This window comes from Pedobacter sp. GR22-6 (genome assembly GCF_037402555.1).
Lineage (GTDB): Bacteria > Bacteroidota > Bacteroidia > Sphingobacteriales > Sphingobacteriaceae > Pedobacter.
Window position 1 is genome coordinate 145,323 of sequence record NZ_JBBEUC010000002.1, and the last position, 23,014, is coordinate 168,336.

12 protein-coding genes are annotated in these 23,014 nt (G+C 44.7%); 4 read left to right on the forward strand and 8 right to left on the reverse strand.

Annotated features, from left to right (window positions below):
* Positions 1–77 precede the first annotated feature (77 nt).
* From WAE59_RS08210 to WAE59_RS08220, 3 genes are all read right to left on the reverse strand, one after another.
* Positions 78–1,403, reverse strand: coding sequence for a DEAD/DEAH box helicase (locus WAE59_RS08210; RefSeq protein WP_337855470.1), 1,326 nt, complete (start codon positions 1,401–1,403; stop codon positions 78–80).
* Positions 1,404–1,470: 67 nt separating this feature from the next.
* Entirely contained in the window at positions 1,471–2,817 is a 1,347-nt protein-coding gene (locus tag WAE59_RS08215) for an MFS transporter (RefSeq protein WP_337855471.1), read from the reverse strand.
* Positions 2,818–2,826: 9 nt separating this feature from the next.
* Positions 2,827–4,191 carry an APC family permease gene (locus WAE59_RS08220; RefSeq protein WP_337855472.1) on the reverse strand — a complete coding sequence of 455 codons (1,365 nt, stop codon included), beginning with the start codon at positions 4,189–4,191 and terminating at the stop codon, positions 2,827–2,829.
* A gap of 111 nt (positions 4,192–4,302) precedes the next feature.
* Here WAE59_RS08220 and WAE59_RS08225 point away from each other — a divergent pair, with 111 nt between their 5' ends.
* Positions 4,303–6,171, forward strand: coding sequence for a DNA topoisomerase IV subunit B (locus tag WAE59_RS08225; RefSeq protein WP_337855473.1), 1,869 nt, complete (start codon positions 4,303–4,305; stop codon positions 6,169–6,171).
* A 159-nt stretch (positions 6,172–6,330) separates the two neighbouring features.
* Entirely contained in the window at positions 6,331–8,115 is a 1,785-nt protein-coding gene (locus tag WAE59_RS08230; protein ID WP_337855474.1) for an ATP-binding protein, read from the forward strand.
* On the opposite strand, the gene WAE59_RS08235 is transcribed toward WAE59_RS08230, so the two are convergent.
* The 3 genes from WAE59_RS08235 to WAE59_RS08245 are packed head-to-tail and all read right to left on the reverse strand — an operon-like array spanning position 8,112 to position 16,532.
* Positions 8,112–9,086: a YihY/virulence factor BrkB family protein gene (locus WAE59_RS08235; RefSeq protein WP_337855475.1), complete on the reverse strand. Its 975-nt coding sequence runs from the start codon at positions 9,084–9,086 to the stop codon at positions 8,112–8,114. The two genes, WAE59_RS08230 and WAE59_RS08235, sit on opposite strands and share 4 nt — an antisense overlap.
* A gap of 8 nt (positions 9,087–9,094) precedes the next feature.
* The gene (tamL, locus tag WAE59_RS08240; protein WP_337855476.1) at positions 9,095–11,434 is read right to left on the reverse strand and encodes a translocation and assembly module lipoprotein TamL; all 2,340 of its coding nucleotides are present in this window, start codon (positions 11,432–11,434) and stop codon (positions 9,095–9,097) included.
* Positions 11,418–16,532, reverse strand: a complete 5,115-nt coding sequence (locus tag WAE59_RS08245; RefSeq protein WP_337855477.1) for a translocation/assembly module TamB domain-containing protein — start codon at positions 16,530–16,532, stop codon at positions 11,418–11,420. The genes tamL and WAE59_RS08245 overlap by 17 nt, the downstream gene beginning before the upstream one ends.
* Positions 16,533–16,674: 142 nt before the next feature.
* Here WAE59_RS08245 and WAE59_RS08250 point away from each other — a divergent pair, with 142 nt between their 5' ends.
* Complete coding sequence (locus WAE59_RS08250) at positions 16,675–19,449, forward strand: DNA gyrase/topoisomerase IV subunit A (RefSeq protein WP_337855478.1); 2,775 nt, start codon at positions 16,675–16,677, stop codon at positions 19,447–19,449.
* A gap of 51 nt (positions 19,450–19,500) precedes the next feature.
* On the opposite strand, the gene WAE59_RS08255 is transcribed toward WAE59_RS08250, so the two are convergent.
* Both WAE59_RS08255 and WAE59_RS08260 read right to left on the reverse strand, forming a co-directional pair.
* On the reverse strand, positions 19,501–21,831 hold the full coding sequence (locus WAE59_RS08255; protein ID WP_337855479.1) for a M1 family metallopeptidase: 2,331 nt from the start codon (positions 21,829–21,831) through the stop codon (positions 19,501–19,503).
* Between the two features lie 7 nt (positions 21,832–21,838).
* Positions 21,839–22,423, reverse strand: a complete 585-nt coding sequence (locus WAE59_RS08260) for a HupE/UreJ family protein (RefSeq protein WP_337855480.1) — start codon at positions 22,421–22,423, stop codon at positions 21,839–21,841.
* A gap of 63 nt (positions 22,424–22,486) precedes the next feature.
* Between WAE59_RS08260 and WAE59_RS08265 the strand changes: the two genes are divergently transcribed.
* Positions 22,487–22,963, forward strand: coding sequence for a DUF6702 family protein (locus WAE59_RS08265; RefSeq protein ID WP_337855481.1), 477 nt, complete (start codon positions 22,487–22,489; stop codon positions 22,961–22,963).
* The last annotated feature ends 51 nt before the right edge of the window (positions 22,964–23,014 follow it).

Consider the following 23,014-nt stretch of genomic DNA (forward strand, 5'->3'; position numbering starts at 1 on the left):
GGAATTCTGAAGGCTTTTAATCAAATAAAAAGGGCACGTATCAAATACGTGCCCTTATTTATTTCAATACTGAAAAATTAGGAATTTGTGCTCTTAGGTTTACCCCATCTGCGGCTTCCACTTTTTGGTGTTCTTTTTGCTCCGCTAAGGTTGGGCTGGCGCTCATCGCCGGAAGGTCTGGATGTGCGTTCCGGACGTGCACCTCTTGATGGCTTTGCTTTACCTTTGCTTTTTGCAGCAGCAGCGCCACTCATCAGGCTTTGCCAGCTCATGGCGAAAGGATGGTCTTCCTGTACCGGTAATTTCAGACCGATCAGTTTCTCGATGTCATCCAGGAACTCTTTTTCTTCTGCATCGCAGAAAGAAAATGCTGTCCCGCTCAGACCTGCACGACCTGTACGACCGATGCGGTGTACGTAGGTTTCTGGAACATTGGGCAATTCGTAGTTGATCACATGCGCCAGTTCATCCACATCAATACCCCTCGCGGCAATATCAGTGGCAACCAGGATACGTGTGGTCTTGGCTTTGAAATTGGTCAGTGCTCTTTGTCTCGCATTCTGAGACTTATTACCGTGAATTGCTTCTGCACGGATACCCGATTTAATCAGGTCTTTCACAATTTTATCTGCGCCATGTTTTGTACGTGCAAAAACCAGGGCAGTTTCAATGGTTTTATCCTGGAGGATGTGCATGAGTAAGCCCCTTTTGTCCTGTTTCTCTACATAAAATATCTGTTGCTGAATTTTCTCAGCAGTAGAAGACACCGGGGTAACTTCCACTTTTACAGGGTTTCTTAAAATGGTATCGGCCAGCGTTTGGATCTCCTTCGGCATAGTTGCAGAGAAGAATAAGGTCTGTCTGATGGCAGGCAGTTTAGCAATTACTTTCTTAACGTCATGGATGAAGCCCATGTCCAGCATTCTATCTGCTTCGTCAAGGACGAAAAGTTCAATGTCTTTAAGGCTGATGAAGCCCTGGTTCATTAAGTCCAGTAAGCGTCCGGGAGTTGCGACCAGGATATCTACACCGCGGTGTAGGGCATCGGTCTGCGACTTCTGACCTACGCCACCAAAGATCACCAGGTGACGGATTGGTAGGTTTTTGCCGTAGGCTTTGAAACTTTCTTCGATCTGTATCGCCAATTCTCTTGTAGGAGTAAGCACCAGGGCCTTGATGGCTTTATGTACTTTGGTGTTCGCGTGTGGCTTGCTCAGCAACTGGAGCATTGGAATCGCAAATGCTGCGGTTTTTCCAGTACCTGTCTGGGCGCAGCCCAACAGATCCCTGCCTTGTAATATAGATGGAATAGATTGCTCTTGTATAGGGGTAGGTTGTGTATAACCTTCTGTTTGCAGCGCTTTTAAAATGGGCTCAATCAGGCTTAATTCTTCGAATAACAATGTGTTGTATTTTAATGTTTAGTAAATTGAAAGAATATCAATTGCAGCAAAGGTACATATAATATTACTATTCAGCGTTTTTACTTTCTTTAAACTGGCTGAAGAAGATCAATGCCAGGATGCAGAGCACAAAACCTACCACTCCGTTGAGCCTGAGGCCATAGTCATGTCCAGGGTCTTTCCCATAAACTGTTAGCATGGCGAATACAGCGATGCCCATCGTCTGGCCAAGTTTTACAAAAAGGTATTTAACGGCAAAAAACATTCCCTCATGGTTTTCTCCGGTCTCCAGGGTATCTTTCTGTGCAATGTCTGCCAGAATCGCATTGGGTAAAATGCCCAGAGATGCCAGGGGAAAGGAGGCAAAACTGACCAGGATATACATTTGTGCTGAAGAAGAAAAGGGAAGCCGGCCCAAAAAGTAAATGGCCACGAAGATGAGACTGAGGATAGCAAAAGCGCATAGTACCAGTGGCTTTTTGCCAAATTTCCTGGAGCCATAGTTGATAAACGGATAAAACAGCAGGGAAAGCAATACCATAATGCCCATAAATTTGCCTCCATCTGAATCCGGTAATCCGAGCAATACGGTAACGAAAAAAAGGAGTCCGCTGGAGATGATGCTCAGGGCGATGTAATAGGCAAAATCTGAAATCAGGTAAAATTTGAAGTTCGCATTGCGGAAGGTATTCCTGATTGCCGGAATGAGTGGGATATGGGTTGGCCTGGCATTGGTGTATTCCTTTTCGTTGATGAAGAGGATTGGCAGGATCATGACCAGCCCTGATAATATACTGAGCCCGATGATGGTGTATTGAAGTGCCTGGGAGCGGTCGCCGATTTTGAAGATTTCTTGGATCAGGTCTGCATAGTTGTTGCACAAAGCAGCTACGATCATTCCCAATACAAAGCCTACCTGCTGATAAGTTGACAGCTTTACTTTCTGATCCGGACTGTGTGTGAGCTCTGCCAATAAAGCATTATATGGGATAATGTATGTAGTTACTGAGATAAAAAACCCGGCGAGTACGATGGTGAGCCACCAGGCATTGAGTGTACTTTCTCCCTTGACCAGGGGGTAAAAGACCAGCGAGCAGCAGATCACTGCAGGGAGGATTGCATATTTCATGATGGGAATCCGGCGGCCTTTAGGGTTGTCGCTGGCATCGCTCAGCGCAGCAATGAAGGGATCATAAATGGCGTCAAACAAACGTCCGGATGCCGCAATGAGTGACAGGATATTGAAAGCGCCGAAGACCGATAACTGAGGGACCAGTGGCGTAAGTCCGGAATTGTTGGGAGGCAGGTAGAAATAGGGAAGCATCACGATGATGATATTGGTCATGATACTCCATCCCATCATTCCGGCAGCATAGGCAATTTCTTTTTTTAAGGGCAGTTGTTTGACAGGCATTTGAGGTCGTTAGGTCTGGTTTCGGGTATCCTGATTCTTCCGGTTGTTGAAGAACCTGTTGATGAAATAAATGACGATGAATCCGGCAAAAATGAGTAGGCCATTGATTGCGGATTGCGGATCGTCATGGTAGATGCTTAGTGCTACGAAAGTATAGGCGGCGATAAAAATCAATGGCATTAGGGGATAGAGACTCATGCTATAAATGCTGCTTTTATCCATTGCGGAGGTTCGTTTCCTCAGGAAGAAAATCGTGGCAGCCGAGGTCGCCATGCCAATACAGTCGAGGAAAATGGTGTAGTTCAGAATTTTGTCGAAAGTCTGGGCATAGAACAAGGTAAAGACCGCAATGATGGCGAATACCGTAAGGCTCACAAACATGACATCCGTTTTTTGATGTTTTCGGGTAAAGATGGCTGGTAAAGCCCCTTCTTCACCCATGGCAAACATGGCGCGTGGATTGCTCAGGAGGTTGACATTTACATAGCCGAGCACGGAAAGGTAAATGAGTCCGGACAGCAAGGTAAAGCCGGCAGGACCAAAGAGTTTTCCTGCGAGTATGGCCGCAATGCTCTCGGCAGATTTGAGCTGTTCAAAGCCAATGACCTGAACATAGGCATAGTTAATGGCCATGTAAAGGCTGATGATGATGAGTAGTCCGGTGATGATGGCACGGGGAATGACTTTCTTGGGATTGCTCGCCTCGCCGCCGAAGTTGATGGTCTGCTGGTAGCCGCCAAAAGTAAAGGAAATGCCGATGAGGCATACCCCTAAAGCTTTTCCATAATCGAACCAGCCTGGTGGTGTGGCTGAAGCTGTTTGGAAAACAGCTGTTGGACTTTCCGCTCCGGGGCCGGCAAATACTGCACAGATCAGTGTGAGTACCATTCCGATCTTGATGATGGAAAGCATGTTCTGCGCCCTTGAACTTACTTTGAGTCCCAAAAGGTTGAGCAGGTAAAACAGGCCTATAGTTATAGCCGCAATCAGGATACGGTAGTTTTCTGTTTGCAGTTCCGTTGGTAAAATTACCTTGCTCAGGTACTCTGCACCAATGATGGATACCCCTGCAACCGAGCCTGCATTGGAAACTACAATGATGCAGTTGATGGCGAAAGCGATAGAAGGGTGGTAAAATGCAGAGAAGATTTTGTAGTAGCCGCCAGTGACCGGAAAGCGTGAGCCGATCTCCGCGTAGGTTAATGCCCCGCACAGCGCGATAAGGCCTCCTGCCGCCCATGCCAGGTAGAAAAGCTCCGGAATCTGGGCGCCTTTTGCCACATTCACCGGGGTACGGAATATGCCCATACCAATGACCAGGCTCACAACGATCATCGCAAGATCAAATAAAGAGAGCAGCTTTTTAGGTGGCATAGGGCTTGGTTTTTAATTAGCTGAATATACGCCAAAATGTGTATTTGTTGAAACTTTGTAGTTGATTCCACAGCGGAATAGATTAAATTTGTTGGATACACCCGATACATCATGGCTGAACCTATTTATAACGACGACAGTATACGCTCACTCGATTGGAAGGAACACATCAGGCTGAGACCTGGTATGTACATTGGTAAACTTGGGGACGGATCTGCGCAGGACGATGGTATCTATGTACTGCTGAAAGAGATCGTAGACAACTCGATCGACGAGTTTGTGATGGGTTCCGGACGTACCATAGACATTACAGTTTCTGATTCCAAGGTTAATGTACGCGACTTTGGTCGAGGTATCCCTTTGGGTAAGGTGATCGACTGTGTGTCTAAAATCAATACCGGAGGTAAGTACGACAGCAATGCCTTTCAGAAATCAGTAGGCTTGAATGGGGTAGGTACCAAGGCTGTGAATGCTTTGTCGACCACTTTTACGGTTCAATCGTACCGTGACGGCAAGACTAAGAAAGTGGAGTTTTCAAAAGGTGAGATCGTGCTGGAGAACGACATTATTGACACCACGCAGCGGAACGGTACAGCCATTACGTTTTATCCGGATGATACAATCTTTAGGAACTACCGCTACATCTCCGATTTTGTGGAAAGCATGATCTGGAACTATGTATTCCTGAACACCGGGCTAACCATCAATTACAACAACCAGAAATTCCTGTCGGAGCGCGGGCTGTACGACCTGTTGCACAAGGTGGCCGATGTGGAGAATATCCGATACCCGGTCATCCACCTGAAAGGTAACGATATAGAGATTGCCATGACCCACGGGCAGCAATATGGTGAAGATTACCATTCCTTTGTGAACGGTCAGCATACGACCCAGGGTGGTACACACCAGGCGGCATTTCGTGAGGCTGTGGTAAAGACCATCAGGGAGTTCTATAAAAAAGAGTATGATGCTGCCGACATCCGTTCTTCGATCATTGCAGCCATTTCGGTAAGGGTACAGGAGCCGGTTTTTGAATCGCAGACGAAGACCAAGCTTGGTTCGCAGAATATGGGACCAGAAGGACCGTCTGTCAGAACTTTCATCAATGATTTTGTAAAAAAAGAACTGGACGATTACCTGCATAAACATCCGGATGTAGCAGATGCCTTATTGAAGAGGATCCTGCAGTCGGAACGTGAGCGTAAAGATATCGCGGGCATCAAGAAGCTGGCCAATGACCGGGCAAAAAAAGCCTCTCTGCACAACAAAAAGCTGAGAGACTGTAAAGTGCATTTCAACAGCAACCATGAGAAGCGTTATGAAACCACGCTGTTCATCACGGAAGGGGATTCCGCTTCCGGTTCCATCACCAAATCCCGAGATGTAGATTGTCAGGCTGTATTCAGTTTAAAAGGTAAGCCGCTAAACTGCTATGAACTGACGAAGAAAGTTGTATACGAAAATGAAGAGTTCAATCTGCTGCAGCATGCGCTGAATATAGAAGACGGGCTGGACGGGCTGCATTACAATAACATCGTGATCGCCACCGATGCCGATGTGGACGGTATGCACATCAGGTTGCTGATGATGACCTTCTTTCTGCAGTTTTTTCCTGATCTGGTTAGGGCAGGTCACGTGTATATCCTCCAGACCCCTTTATTCAGGGTCCGCAATAAAAAAGAAACGATCTATTGCTACAGTGACGACGAACGTAAGAACGCCATAGAAAAACTGGGCAACAAACCGGAGATTACCCGCTTTAAAGGTTTAGGAGAAATTTCTCCGGATGAATTCGGCTTGTTTATCGGCAAGGACATCCGTTTGGATCCGGTGATTCTGAAGGATCAGACCATCAAAAACCTGCTAGAGTATTACATGGGTAAAAACACGCCTGACCGCCAGCAGCACATCATCAGAAACCTTAGAATAGAGAAGGATACGGTTGAGGAACTGGTCATGGATGTATTCGTAGAAAATTAGATTTTTAGAATATTTTTTTTATACTTGTAACCTAATCAAATATTCCCTGTTGGTAATTTTTTATGAACACTGTAGCTGTTGCTGCGGTCATTAGAGGGGAATATGCCATATAACGTTGCAAAAAGATCGATTTTTCGATACTTTCTTATCATATTTTTGGTGCTGGTGCTATTTGCATGCGCTTTTTTTTACTACCTAAGGGATACCAGGATAACTGCGGTTAAAAATAATATTGCGGAGCTATTGGAGTTGCGGGGCGATTATGCCAACCTGGACAGCTGTACTTATTTATTGTACCAGGCCGGAAGCAATTCCCGTCTCTATGCTGCGACGGCCGATAAACGTTATCTTGAGCATTTTTCCGGACAAATTCAAAAGATCTCGGCCCGTCTGGCAGATATCAAAGCCGATTCAAAAGAACAAAGGACTGATTTTGCCGCAATCATGAAGCAGAAGGACGTGCAGGCGGCGCAGTACATCAGACTGAGAAGATTAACCGATAGCTTAGTCACGGGCTTTATCAGGCTTGGTATGTTGGAAAGCAAGGCTGAACAAAAAAAGGCAATTTTGTTTATAAATGATCACCTGATTGCAGAAATGCTTCATTTGCTTCAGTCTTATAAAGCGGGGGACGCCAGCGCCCTTGCGGAAGCCAGAAACGAAATGATCAGTCATTTGAAAGCAGAAATGAAAGAACTGGACCGGATAGCGCTGATCAATGGGATATTGCTGGTTAGCCTCATTGTGGTCATTCTTTATCACATTATGCGTTTGTTCAGACATGAGCAGGTATTACTGGGGTCTAGTAAAAGGGCAACTCAAAATGCACATGCGAAAAGCCGTTTCCTTGCCAATATGAGTCATGAGATCCGTACGCCCTTAAATTCTATAGTCGGTTTCTCAGAACAGTTGAGCTATGGTCAGTTGAATGAGGAGCAGACAGACCAGATCACTGCCATCAGGAGTTCCTCAGAAATGTTGCTGGAAGTGGTGAATGAAATTTTAGATTTCTCCAAATTTGAGGAGGGTAAGATCAGCTTCGACAGGGCACCATTTTCTCCCTTGAATGAGATTGTTGAGGTCTTCAACAGTATGAATGTACTGGCCGCCAATAAGAACCTTACTTTGCTCAACAAGTTGTCTTTTGATAAAAATATAGTCCTGATCGGCGATCGTTTCCGGCTCAAACAGGTCATCATGAACCTGCTGACCAATGCGATCAAATTTACATCCAAAGGCCATGTGAAATTGAAAGCACAGTTTCTACCTGAAGGTAAGAAGCAGGGGATTCTGAAAATACAGGTAGAAGATACCGGTATCGGTATGGCTCAGAATGACCTTGATCTGATCTTTGACGAATTTGCACAGATCGCTTCACCCATACGGATGACACAGCAAGGCACCGGTTTGGGACTGGCCATTTGTAAAAAGATAGTGGAGCAGCAGGATGGAAAGATCTCAGTAAACAGCGTGGCCGGTAAAGGTTCTGTCTTTATTTTTGAAATCCCATATGAGATTGCTGAGAAGAAGACAGAGGAGAAGAGTGATTTCAAAGTTCAGGGAAAAGGAATGTTACAGGGAAAGCGGGTGCTGGTTGTAGACGACAATAAAATGAATGTTCTACTGGCGCAAACGATTCTTAAGAAATGGGATATCGTATATGACAGTGCTTACGATGGTAAGGAAGCACTGGACCTTTTCAAAAAGAACCGTTACGACCTGGTGCTTACAGATATCCAGATGCCTGTAATGGGCGGGGTAGAACTGACGCATGAAATACGCTATAACGGAGATTTCGCCAAAGCGGATGTTCCGATTCTTGGCATCACTGCACATGTGTTGCAGGAAAACCGTGACATCTACCTCAAAGCCGGGATGAACGGCATTGTACTGAAGCCTTTTCTGGAGAAACAATTGATGGATCAGATCGCCGAGTATATTTAGATCTTGGTGTCTTCCGGGTGTTGAGGTGGCAGCACGTCGACCTTCTTCTCAACTACAATAACTTTTGTATGTACTGCATACTTACTTGGAGCAATACCTTTGTCATAGCGCTCTGCATATGCCTGTGTAAATTCTGCACCAAAATACAAGATTACCGCCGTGTAGTAAATCCATAAAAGTATAACGATAATAGAACCTGCTGCCCCAAAAGCAGAGCCAGGATTACCCATTTCAATATAAATACCGATCAGGTATTTGCCCAAGCTGAAAAGCAGGGCAGTGAAAAGGGCACCAATGATGGCAGGTTTCCATTTCAGGTTGACATCAGGAAGTACTTTGAAAATGATGGTGAAAATACTGGTGACTACGGCAAGCGTGATGGCATTGGTAACGATCAGCATCATCAGTTCAGAAACTTCTTTCAGATTGATGTAGGCGGCTATTTTATTGCCCAGACCTACCACGATGCTGTTGATGACCAGGGAGACTAATAGTAAGAAGCCGAGGGAAGCAATGAGTGAAAAAGAAAGCAGCCTGTTGGTGATCAGTTTTTTCCATCCTTTCTTAGGCACAGCTTTTACTTTCCAGATCATGTTGATGCTGTCCTGAATCTCGATAAATATGGCGGTAGCACCTATGGCGAGGGTAGCAATACCCACGATGAGGCTGAATGTACTTGTGCCCGTGATGTTGGCATTGTTTACAAAACTGCGGAGCTGGTTGGAGACGTCAGCGCCTGCGAGTTCCGCAATCTCTCCGAACAGTTCTTTGTTGGCATCCATGTTGTCGCCAAGGAATAAACTTGCTGCCGCAATGATGATGATCAGAAGCGGAGAGAGTGAGAAAATGGTATAGTAAGCCAGGGCTGCGCTGAGCTTCATTACGCGGTCTTCCATAAATCCCTTGCCTGCTGCGATGAACAAATGGGCTACGGCTTTAACAAATTGAATGGCTTTTCGTAAAAGGATCATGTGTCTGATTAAAATGGATATCCGATACCGATGTTATAAATTAAGTTTTCCTTGCGCCAGGATTTACTGCCGAAATCGATCTGATCAGTTACCCAACGTTCGTTCTCTGGTAAGTAAGGTTTACGGAGCGGGAAGGCTACATCAAGACGGATCACAAAGATCGTCGCATCTACACGCAGACCTGCACCTGTACCTACAGCGATTTCTTTCCATGCTTTTCCGAATCCGAATCCAGAGCCTGGCCTTGGTTTTTCTTTTCTTTCTGTAGCGGTAGCTGGCCTTCCCATGTCTTCTTTGCGCAACCAAATGTTTCCGGCATCGGCAAAGACCGCGCCATGCAGGATACTTACGATTTTAAATCGCAGTTCCGTATTGAACATGGCCTTGATATCGCCACTCTGATCTGTGTAGGATGTCCTGTCGGTGATGTTATCTGCCCTGTATGAACCCGGACCCAGGGATCGTGCAGCAAAAGCACGGATGTCATTGCTACCACCTGCAAAGAACTGGCGTACAAAAGGCAGTGATGTGTGGTTGCCATAGGCATAACCATAGCCCAGGTTGAGGCGACTGGCCCAGATCAGGTTTTTAGTGATTTTGTAATAATCCCTCAAATCCGTTTCCAAACGGATGAACTGGTTGATGGCTGTACCTGCCACAGTCTTTTGTCCCAAACTGTTCTTACTGGCAAAGAGCCCCCATACATTTCCCCCGGTTTCTAACCCTCCAAAGAAATAAACATTATTTCGTCTGGACTCATCCATCTGGTTGGTATAGGTGAAATTGTAGCTGCTACCAATGATGAACTGGTTTTCCAGATTTTGTCTAAGACCCGGATTTGAATTAAATAAGCTATCCTTCCTTGCTGAATCGATGCCCGCTGTCACGAAATTAACCGAGATTGGGTTAAGGACATGCTCTTTATATTGGTTTTCTTTCCAATTATAGCCAAATTCACCTTTGAATGAATTGAGGTTATATAATGAGCCCCTGTTCAGTGACTGATAGGATAGTGAAGCTACCGTTTTTGGAATGAATGCATTTGTACTGTTGAAGCCTCTGAATGGCGTGATGAACCTAGGGAAGGTTAGTTTTCCTTCCGTAGTGAAAGAGAAGGTGTTCAGACCGCGTGCCTGACCACTTACCTGCGTTTCAAAGCCACCACTGACGCTGACGTCCAACTGTTCTCCACCTCTAAACAAATTGCGGGTAGTTTGGGTAAGTTTGGCTTCAGAACCCACGAAGTTATTGGATTTACTGGTTCCGGTTACAGAGAACGATAGGGAGTTCTTTTTTAACGGAGTCAGGAATACATTGAGGTCCAATTGATTGTTTCTGAAACTGTCTACCGGAAGGAATTCTGCTTTTACTGCCTGGAATACACCGATGTTGACCATCCGGTTCAAAGACTGGTTGTGGTCTTTACGGTTGTAGATTTCCCCTTTTTTGAAGAAGACCAGTCGATCGAACAGTCTTGGCTTGAAGGTATTGCGCGGATCATAAATTTTAAAGTCCTCGTGAAGCAGGGGTGTGGAGTTTCTGATCACACTGTCCCTTCGTGCAACGTAATTTGGGTAAATGTTAATGTTCCTGATGGTGTAGGGTTTTAGTCCGGCATCGGGAGCGATGTCTTTAACCTTCATCCTCAGGTTGACCTGATTTTTTCCAATAGTACTGTCGACCTGCATGATCAGGTAGTCGGGACTGAAGTAAAAATAACCTTTTTCCTTCAGGTCATTGTCTACCCTTAATCTTTCGTTCTTAAAAACGTCCAGGTCATAGTAGTTCCCGGGTTTCAACAGGGAGTTTTCTGCATTTTGCTGGACAATTGCGGCAATCTCTGAACTGTCATTGGGTAGAATGACAGAGTTGAGCTTATAGCGCTGGCCCGTTACTGCACGGTATACTGCATGGCCCTTTTTTCCCTTGATCACCGTATCGCCGGTTACTTCGGCCTGAAGATAACCCTGACTGATCAGGTAGCTTTTCAAAACCGCATTGTTGTAAGTCAGTTTCACTTCGCTCAACAGCACAGGAGGTTCACCGATTTTATTGCGCAACAGGTTTCTAAGGCCTCCTTTAGGTTTCTTAGGTTCACCTGCGAGGTTGTACATCCAGAGTTTGAAAGGCATTCCCAGGATTTTCTTATTCGGCCTTGGACGCGTTTTCGCTTCAAGAGTAGCTTTTACATCTTTCTGATTGTCTATACGGGTGGAAGAATCAGGATTGATATCGATCTTTGCCCCGGTATATAAGTACTGTCCGGGTTTCAATGATTTGGTGGTGCTGCAGGCAGCCCAGATCATTCCTATCAATATCAATAAACTGCTCTTAATTAGTTGTTTCATTTTGTCGTCTCTCTTGTTGCCTCAATCTTTTCTTTTTGGAGAAGTTTTCAAATACTTCCCTGAATCTGTTATAATCTACTACCAGTGCAAAGCCCAGTCCGGTTTCTATGATCTGTCCTTCAATCACTCCTTCATTTTGGTTACGTCTGTAAGCCCTTAAACGGTATTTACCATCTCCCGATAAGAGATACTCTACATTCACGTTACCTGCAATGTTGGTCGCGTTTTGCTGTTGCTGTTGTTGCGCGCCTTCCAACCCAAATGAACTTCCTACCGTTACGATCAGGCGGTCATTGAGTAGTTTCTTGGATAAGCCAATTTCGAGGTCAGTTCTCTGTTCTAAACTTCCGCTGGAATAATCTTCCGAAGAGTTTAAGTTGAAATTGATGTCGACTCCGGTCACCAGGGATGAAGCCAGGTTGTTGAGCTGTTGCGTCAGTAATTTACTCACACTGGACCTTGCAATGGAATTGATGCCTCCGCCTCCACCAGCTAAGCTTTCAAAGGGATTGTCGGCAATGAAGCGTTCCAATACCAATAAGGCAAATACTTGTTTGTTGAGGTCGCTTTCGTTGTTGTTGACGTTCTGCAATCTAGCGTATACTTCTCCGGACAAGGCTCCACGTTCATTTTCCGGCAGATCGATCTTGAATTTGATGGTCGGTTTCATTAGCTCCCCGGTCATCATCAAATAGACCTGGAATGGTAGTTTTGTTTTTGCCGGTGTGTTGTCCGGTTCATTGAGCAGGTCGATCGGTGCCGCGTTTACTTCAAACATCGCTGTCAGGTCTACATTCGCTTCCGTAGGTTCTCCTGTCCAGACGATATTGCTGCCCTGCTGTAATTTAAATGAACGTTTTACCGGACCTACGGTGAGGTTATAACTTCCGTCTGATATTTCATACCGACCGGTTAAGCTGGTCTTTCCGCTAGGATCCATGGTTGCAGTAAGCGTAGCCTGGCCTTTGATGTTCAGTGCATCGCCGTTCGAAGGATCTACCACTACGTTCAATTCTGCATTCGGATCTATTTCTACAGAAGCGCTCAGGTTGATGCCTTTGATTGGCGCTTTGCTGATCGAATCTGCGACCGTCAATGCTTTTTTGCCATTAAAAGGTGGAGCATCAAAATCGACATACTGGACAATGCCTTCCTGGTCGATCACGGAAGGGTCGTCCGCTGGTAAGGCAAAGAAGAATTTCGTTTTATCTTCTACTTTGATGGTCATATCTACATCCGGCTGGTTCATGTCGCCACGCACCTTGATGTCGCTGGTCAGGTAAACCGTGCCATAGATCATCTCATTATCTGCGACAGTAGAATTCAATGCCCTGAAATTGTTGGTACGCAGGTTTAAATTGAACCGGATGTCTTTATAGTCCCTGGTCAGGATGCCGCCGGTAATGATGGCTTTTTGATTCAGGGAATCAATGATTGTGAAATTATTGAAGTTGATGCCATTTTCGTTAAAACTGATGCTTTCATTAGGCATACGGAAATAAGAATTTACATAAGTGGCATTGAAGGCTGCCTGATTGAATTTCACTTCGCCCAATACTTTCGGTGCATCCAGCGTTCCTTTTACGGAAATCTCACCCGTGACTGTCCCCGAACCATTTTTGATCTGACCCATGGATACACTTTCCAGTGCTTTGAGGTCGATCTTATCGATGTTCAATTTCAGATCTAATGCACTTTGTGGTGCCGTATAATAAAAACCATTGACACGGAGTTCGTGTACACCACTAAGTCCCACGTTCACTTCGAAGGCATTTTCGGTGTTGTTGTTCACTGCGACCCTCAGCGTTCCCAGTTCGTCTTTTTGGTAACGCAAGCGGTCTATGGTGAGGTTGGCCTCAATCTTAGGCGTTCCGGCCAGGTCTTTGGCGTCTACTGTTCCATTGATGGTTCCGCCTACCAGGGCACTATCGGTTTCTGCAAATTTCGTCAGTGTTTCAATCCTGAAATCTTTAAACTCAACCTTTAAAGGAGAATTCGGCGTGGTCGCTGTGCTATTGATGCTCAGTAACTGGTTGCCCTGACTCAGGTTAAACTGGTTGGCGAAGATTCCGGAGGCTCCAAACTGAAGGTAATTATCTGGATTCACCAGCCATTTCTCGTAATTCAATAGCAATTTCTGCGGATCCATACTGAATTGATAGTCCTTGTTGATGGACTTAAATGTTCCGCCCAGTACGTATTTATCCCGGAGTTTGCTGTCTCTGAGGAAAATGTTTAACCCCAATTGATTATCTGCTGCCTGTCCGCTGATTTCCGTATTGAAGAAGGAAAGCGAACCGCTTTGCAGGCTTTTTACCTGTAGTTTATAATTCAATTGCTGATTGCTGTTGTTGATGTTCAGTCTGGTACTGTCTACATTGAAGTTGCCATAAACTACCTGCGGAAACACAGCATTCATGATCAGGCTGTCCTTCTGCGTGTCAATCAACCCGTTCATCCTGGCAGGGGCGAAGGTGGTCAGTTCCGGTACAAAGTTTTGCAGGATCTTAGGGTTGTAGAAGTTTACATAAAACCTGAAGCGCTGATCTGGAATTTTACTCACTTCCCCGAACTGATAGTATTTGTTGATCTGATTGATCACTGCAGCACCGATGTTTGTCAGCTGGTATTTTCCATCGATTTTGGCCCGTAGAAATTCGGACTTTAAGGTCAATAAGTTGTGGTTTTCATCGGCTTCAGAATGTACCATTATGGTATCGACATTGAATCTCTCACCTGTTTTCACTACTTGCAGGCCTAATACGCTGATATCGCCGTTCAGGTAATCCGGATCTGCGGTAGCAATCTCTGCTTTAACCATTCCGGCGAGTTTAAACTCGGTCGGACTGAAATTGAGTTTTTGCAGGTCTACCTGTTTTAGGTCAAGGTTCGCATTTACTGATGGATATTTGCCTGCGATATTCACAGCAGCGTCAAGCGCAAAATTGGCGTTTGTATCGGCCATGCTGCTTTTCAGGTTAAGCTTTTGTTTGGTATAGTCTCCTTTCAGGGAGAGGTTTCTGTAGGTATACTTGTTATAATAGGCACTCAGAATCTGTGCATCTATGGCTGCTGCTGCTGTTTTCGGATCGAGACCGCTGCCTTTTACGGTTGCTTTAGCGGTAATCCGGCCCATTTGTGCCTGCTGCTTGAGGAGCCTGCCGACGTTAAAATTATTCAGGTTCAGGTTGGCGGTATAGCGTTCACGGCCCTTCGGACCTTTCATTGCTGCTACCAGGCGAGCAGAACCCATATCTGTGTTGATGTTGAAGCCTGTATTGAAATCTGTCATCGACCCTTTAAATTTACCATTGGCCACCACGAGGTTTGGCAATTCTATATTGGTAGGCAATGTCCCCTTAGGGATGACAGCAAGCAGGTCGCGCTTGGTAATCTTAAAGCGTTTCAGGTTGAGGTCCAAAAAGGCTTTTTCCACGTTGGGCAGTCCTTTTATCCTTCCGTTAAGGTCAATTTGTGTATTTTTCAGTCCATTGATCTGCAGTCTGGGAATAGACAGGTCGCTCATATAACCGTTTGCACTTGCGTTTATACTGATCTTTTCGTTTCTGTAGGCAGCAGGAATTGCATCGCTGAAATAGCTGCCATCTTTGAGTCCGATGCTGGTGTTCCGAATTACAGTCGATATTTTTACCCTTTCCGGGTGTTTGGTCAAGTCGTCCAACGAAGTATAGGCTAGCTCGGTATTGTTCTCTATAGCAGTGTTTGGAGTTTTCAGGATGAAATTACTGATCTTAATCGCCTTGTCGGAGTACAGCACATTACCCTGGAGTTTGTCGAGCTGGAAGCCGCTTTTTTCTCTGAAATTTCCACTTTTGACATTCACTTTTATCCCTGCATCACTATAGTTGAGTTGTTCTGCTACCAAGCCCAGATTATTGAACTTCAGGTGGTTGAAATCCATTCCCTTCGTCGGTTTGGCAGCCAATACATCATATTGTATATTGTTTTCCGTCAGGTTGAGCTTGCCCAGGACGAGGGATAGCGGCGCAGCTGCAGCGGTGTCTGCCGTATCTTTTTTACTGCTAGCTTTCAGGGGTTTCATGGCGAAGGCGACATTGGATCTGCTTAGACTGGCATTGTCTACATTGTATTTTCCATTGCTTACATCGGCAAGCAGCTTGCCCAGGGAAAGTTCATTGATGGCCAGGTTCGCCTGATTCGCTGCAGAATTGAACCCAATTTTTGTATCATTCAGTTTGGCATCCGTCACCTTATAGGTGTTGTTGGTCAGATCTACGAACAGGTCCGTCAATGCCAGCTTATTGAGGTCTACCTTAGCATTCATTCCGGAAATCTGATCATCGAAGCCAATTTTAATGTTGTTGAAGGCAAAGTCATTGATTTCCACAAGCGGTAGCTTACCAGTTTCCGTTTTTGCAGTATCTATGCTGTTTTCCAGGTGAGCTGCCAGCTGGGTCAGTGGTTTCTGCTGGAGGTACTGTACACTGGTATTGTTGAGGGCCAGGCTTTTGATCACATAATGCTGGTTATTCAGGTCAAATTCTTTCAGTTTTGCCTTGAATTCCCCCAGGTTTAGTTTCATGTCGTTTCCTGCAACATCATCCCTGTACCTGATGATGATATCAGAAAAATTAACTTTATCTATGGAAAATTTGAGGGTAGAGGTCGTATCTTTTTCAACCTGATCCTCTGGTTTGGCCTGTTCAGACATAAAAGCGTCCACTAAAAAGGAAAAGTTAAACGCGGTATCGGGATTGATCCGGGTCACATTGGCCCTGATCTTTTCCAGTTCAATATTGTTGATTTCAACTTTATTACTCAGTAACTTGAAAAGACTGATGTCTACAGCCAGGCGGTCTGCATAGAGCAAGGTATCTTTTTTAAGGTCTTCGATATAGAATTTATTGAGCACAATGTCTTTTGGAAGGGCTATTTTGATGCTTTCCAGTCGTACCTCAGTCTTAGTTTTCTTTTTCAGGTAACTGATGGCCTTGTCTTTTACAAAATTTTGTACAGCCGGAATGTTGAGTGATACTGCAATCAATATCACCAGCATAATGATACTTGCGATGATCCAGAGGACGATTTTTAGGCTTTTGCGTAAGTATGGATTCAAGTCGGTAATAATTGGGGTTAAATGATAGCTAAATAACCAAAATCATGCCGCCCTTGTTTTGAGTTTAGCGATAACTGTTAAAAACTTCTATTCCTGAAATGCATTTGATGCCTTATATTTACAGCATACAATACTTTTCTTGATGAGCGACGAAATAGAAAACAACATAAACGAAGAAAATGCGCATACAGTAATTCCAATTAACGGACTTTACGAAAACTGGTTCCTCGATTATGCTTCCTATGTCATTCTGGATCGTGCCGTTCCACACATCAATGATGGTCTAAAACCTGTTCAGCGAAGGATTATGCATTCGCTCAGGGAGATGGACGACGGGCGTTTCAACAAGGCTGCGAATGTGATCGGAAATACCATGAAGTACCATCCGCATGGAGATGCTTCCATTGGTGATGCAATGGTGCAGATCGGACAGAAAGATTTGCTGATCGATTGCCAGGGGAACTGGGGAGATCCGGTGACGGGTGATAGTGCGGCTGCACCGCGTTATATTGAGGCCCGTCTTTCGAAATTTGCCAATGATGTGGTTTTCAATCCGGATACCACGCAATGGCAATTGAGTTATGATGGCCGTAACAATGAGCCGGTTACCTTGCCGGTGAAGTTCCCATTACTGCTTGCTCAGGGGGCTGAAGGAATTGCTGTTGGCCTTGCGACTAAGGTCATGCCCCATAACTTTAATGAATTGCTTGAGGCCTCTATTGAGATTTTGAAAGGCAACCGGCCCAATATCCTGCCAGATTTCTTTACCGGGGGTATGGCCGATTTCTCTGCCTATAATGAAGGGATGCGCGGTGGTAAGATCCGGGTGAGGGCAAAGATCACAGAAAAAGATAAAAAGACCCTGGTCATCACAGAGATTCCTTTCAGTACAACTACGGGTTCTGTTATAGATAGCGTACTTGCTGCCAATGATAAGGGTAAGATCAAGATCAAAAAGATCGAGGACAATACAGCTGCCCATGTAGAGATTGTAGTGCATCTGGCACCCGGTATTTCTCCCGATGTAACTATTGATGCACTGTATGCTTTTACTTCGTGTGAGGTTTCTATTTCACCAAATACTTGTGTAATCAGGGATGAAAAACCTCAGTTTTTGAGTGTAAATGACATCCTGATTGAAAATACCCAGCATACCAAAGCTTTGCTGAAAAAAGAACTGGAGATCAAGCTGCATGAATTGCAGGAAAAGATCTTTTTCAGTTCCTTACTGAAAATATTCATCCAGGAAGGGATGTACAAAAATGCAGCTTACGAAAACTCGGTCAATTTTGATGCGGTAGTGGAGGTATTGAATCTTTTGTTTGAGCCTTTTAAACCTGATCTTTATCGTGAAATTCTTCCTGAGGATTTTAAAAAGCTGATTGATAAACCGATGAGCAGCATCACGCGCTTCGATGTGAAGAAAGCGGATGAACACATGAAAAACTTATCGGACGAGATCAAGGTGGTCAAAAATCACTTGCGTCACCTTACCGAATACGCCATCGACTGGTTCGAGAAACTAAAATCCAAGTATGGAAAAGGGCGGGAAAGGAAAACAGAGATTCGTTTGTTTGACCGCGTAGAAGCTGCAAAAGTTGCGCTTGCTAACGTTAAATTGTACCTGAACCGTGAAGACGGATTTATTGGGACTGGTTTGCGCAAAGATGAGTTTGTGGCCGATTGTTCCGATCTTGATGAGATCATCGTATTCCGCGAAGACGGAAAATGCATCATCACTAAAGTAGCTGACAAAACCTTTGTAGGTAAGGGCATTTTGCATGCGCAGGTTTTCAAGAAAGGTGATGAGCGTACGATCTATAACCTGATTTATAAGGATGGTGCCAGCGGCATTTCTTACATCAAGCGTTTCGCTGTAGTTGGTGTAACCCGCGATAAGGAATATGACTTGACTAAAGGAAGTAAAGGATCTAAAATATTGTATTTTACAGCAAATCCAAATGGGGAGGCTGAGGTAGTTACGATACAACTGAAACCGCATACCAAACTGAAAAAATTACAGTTTGACATCGATTATGCAGAAGTTGGGATCAAGGGGCGTGGCTCACAGGGAAATATTGTTTCCAAGTATCCTGTTAAAAAAATATTACTGAAAAGTAAAGGGGTATCTACATTATCCGGACTGAAGATCTGGTATGACGAACTATTGAGACGTTTGAATGTAGATGGCCGCGGCAAGTACCTTGGTGAGTTTGACGGTGACGACAAGATCCTGCAGGTGCATAAGGATGGCTGGTATGAACTGAGCACCTTTGAACTCAGTAATCATTTTGATGCTGACCTAATCCTGATCCAAAAATTTGATCCGGAGAAGCCGTTTGCATTGGTGCAATATGAAGGCAAGGCCAAAAACTATTTCATTAAGCGCTTCTTGTTCGAAAGCATCGCGGTCGGTAAGAAGTTCAACCTGATCAGTGAGGAGAACGGTTCCAAGTTCTTATACCTGACCAGCAATCCGGCGGCTGTGCTGACCGTAGATGTACTGAAAGGTAAGACCCAGATTCCGGAAACTTTAGAAATCGTTCTGTCGGAGTTTATTGATCTGAAGGGTATCAAGGCAAATGGCAACAGGCTGACCCAGCATGAGGTGAAAAATATGTCTATTGCCCACAACGAAGAAGTGGAACTGAGTAATGAGGCTGTCAAGACAGAGGAGCCTAAGGAAGAGCTCGTAGACCCGGCCATGACGAAAGATGCAGATGAGGAAGAACTTCCTTTACCAGATTCTTCTGAAGATCCCGAGGTAGAAGGAGATTCTGTTGAGCAACAAGCTACTGAAGCAAAACCGGAGCCGGCACAAGGTACAAAGAAAGCCTGGTCGGCGCCTAAAAAGGAAATCAAACTGGAGATCACCAATCCGGATGATATCGATAATGCACAAACTTCCTTGTTCTGATCGGATAAGGGATTGAACAAAAAAGGGCCATCGTAAGATGGCCCTTTTTTGTTAGTTCTGCGTTCTGGATTTTTGCATTGGGTTTGCTCCTGTTGAAGAACCCCTGGGGGCCTGTTGCTGCTTGAACAGCTCAAAGCGCGAAGGCTGTGCTTGTCTTGGCCATGCATTATTGGCCTCATTGATATCAGCCGTTTCCCTAAAAGGGTCTAACTGTACTGATGCCACTTCCTTGTCTTTGGCAAAGACCTTGGTGACGGTCTGCTCGTTTTTCCTCCAGATGTACGCCGGGATCCGGTCTACCTCTTTGCTGCCATCTTTAAAAGTCCATTCGATAATGATGGGCATCACAAGTCCGCCTTCATTGCTGAAGGACAATTCATAAAAGTTCTTTTTGCTTTCATACAATTGCTTTTCCTGATCGGTAAGGGAATTGTAGTAAGCCTGAAAATCCTGGTCTGTTGTACGGCTGACCTCGAAGCGGTCAAATTTGTTGTAAAAATCCAGCAGGCTGGTATCTTGTTCTACCGCGAATTTAATGCCGGCGGCTTTATTGCGTTCGCGACCAAGGTATTTCTCCGTCTTATCGTAGACTTTCTTATCGATAATATTCTCCTGTGCCTGCTTCATGCTGTTCATTCTGTAGGCTTTTACGTCTGTCAGGGCGATATCTACCGGATCTGTGCTGAAAAACCATCCCCTCCAAAACCAGTCCAGGTCTACGGCGGAGGCATCTTCCATTGTACGAAACAGGTCAGCAGGTGTGGGATGTTTAAAAGCCCAGCGTTTGGCATATTCCTTAAAGGCATAGTCGAACAACTCGCGCCCCATCACAGTTTCCCTCAGAATATTTAATGCTGTTGCAGGCTTAGCGTAGGCATTTGGACCAAAATTGATGATGTTTTCGGAATTGGTCATGATCGGCTCCAATTGGTCTTTAGGCATCTTCATGTAATCCACGATCTTGTGGGCAGGTCCGCGCTGGGAAGGGTAGTTGTTGTCCCATTCCTGTTCTGCAAGGAACTGACAAAAGGTATTCAATCCTTCATCCATCCAGCTCCATTGCCTTTCGTCTGAGTTCACGATCATCGGGAAGAAATTGTGCCCTACTTCGTGGATGATGACACCGATCATACCATATTTGATCGCCTCGGTATAAGTGCCATCCTTCTCGGCCCTTCCATAATTAAAGCAGATCATTGGATACTCCATTCCGTTCGCCGCTTCTACAGAAATGGCTACAGGATAAGGGTAGGGGATGGTGTGTTTCGAGTAAACTTTTAACGTGTGGGCCACAGCCTTGGTAGAGTACTTATTGTATAAGGGATAAGCTTCAGGACCATAATAGGACATGGCCATAATTTTTTTGCCATCAATATAGGTAGCCATGGCATCCCAGACCAGGCGTCTGGAAGAAACCCAGGCAAAGTCCCTTACATTTTCAGCTACGTAGGTCCAGGTTTTTTTGGCCGTAGATTTTTTGCTGAGGCCAGCCTTGATCTCGTTGAGGTTTATAATTTCAACAGGAGCCTTGGCAGATTGTGCCGCATTCCATCTTTTTAAGCTGGTGGGATTCAGCACCTGAGCGTAATTCTGACATTCGCCAGTTCCTCCCACGATGTGGTCCGCCGGTACAGTCATGTTTACTTTATAGTTCCCAAAGGCGAGGGCAAATTCACCCCGGCCTTCAAATTGTTTGTTTTGCCAGCCTTGGAAATCAGAATAGACAGCCATCCTTGGGAACCATTGCGTCATGGTGAAAAGGTAGTTGTCATCTTCAGCAAAATACTCATAACCACCTCTGCCGCCTACCGTCATGCGGTCTGCAATCTTATAGTTCCAGGAGATTTTGAATTTATATTTGCTTTTCGGCATTAAGGTCATGGGCAGGTCGATACGCATCATGGTATTGTTGATGACATAAGGAATTGCTTTCCCATTTTCATCGGTGATCCTGATGATCTTTACACCGAGATCATTTTCCTGCCTGAGGATGCCGGAAAGCTCTTTGAAGCTCATCTTATCCGTCATCTTACTGGTTTCAGTCAATTTATTGTCGCTGCTGGCCTTGTGCTGGTTTTCATCCAGTTGTACCCAAAGGTAACTGAGCGGGTCGGGCGAATTGTTGTAGTAAGTAATCGTTTCTGAACCGGTCAGTTTCAGGTTTTTTTCGTCCAGTTCCGCATTGATCTCATAATCTGCACGCTGTTGCCAATAGGCAGGCCCCGGAGCACCAGATGCTGAGCGATAAGAATTCGGGTCGGAGATGATGGTCCCCAATTGTTCAAATTTATTGCCATGGTTAGATCCCGGATTATTGAGCAATTGCGCGAAACCGGAAATGCTGAACGTCAGGGAGGCAAACAGGAGTAGGGTTTTTTTCATACTTGAATTAAAGGATTGCTGGAATTCTTTCCGCGGCCATAACGAAAGATATTCCAAATATAGCGGAAGAAAGGAAGAAAGTCCAGTCCCATCGCTTGATTTTTACAATTGAAATGAGCAAATAGGACAACATTAACGCAGATATTACAATTATAATTTGTCCAAATTCTAATCCCAGGTTAAACGCTAGTAATTCTGATGTGATATTTGTACTTTTTCCAAGTAAACTTTTGAGGTAATTAGAAAAACCCATGCCATGTATGAGTCCAAAAGCAACCGCGAGTAAATATTTGCCAGTTACGCCTGTTGTTTTCCTTTTTTTACTGAATAGGTTTGATGAAGCGGTGATTAAAATCGTCAGGGGGATTAAAAACTCAATCCAGGAACTGTTGATGGAAATGATCTTGAGCACGCTTAAGGCCAGTGTGACACTGTGACCAACTGTAAATGCGGTAACAAGAATCAATACTTTTTTCCAATCGCTAAGCTGATAGATTCCGCAAAGGGCGAGTAAAAATAGAATGTGGTCGTACCCCTGCCAGTCGAGGATGTGTTGCCAGCCAAGTTCAAAGTAAAGGCTAAAATCTTGCATTGTCGTTTAATTCGTAGTTTTGTAAAAAGCACAATATCCAAAATAACATTTATATAGACAAAGATGCTGCACATTCTCCTGATTTCCTGGCTACACCTACTCCATCCATTTTATGTGAGCGTAACCGAAGTAGAACACAATCCGAAAACCAAGACGGTTCAGATGAGCGTGCGTGTTTTTTTTGACGATTTTGAAAAAGCATTGAATAAGCGTTATAAAACCAATGTCAATATCCTTAAACCTAAGGATAGGAAAGAAATTGAACTGATGATCGCGGGTTATATCAAGGAGCATCTGGTACTGAAGGCCGATGATCGTCTTTTGACTTTTAAATACATTGGTTACGAAATCAAGGAGGATGCCGCCTGGTGTTATTTTGAATCTGGGCAGGTTGAAAGCATCCGCCGTTTGGACATTCAGGATCAGCTCCTTTTTGAACAGCATGAATCTCAAATCAATATGATCCATGCAATTGTAGGAGGGAAGCGGAAAAGCACGAAACTCGATAATCCCCAAAGCAAAGCCGTATTTCTTTTTTAATACTGTCGGCAAACCCAATAAAAATGGGAATTATGATGCAGTCTGAAAAGG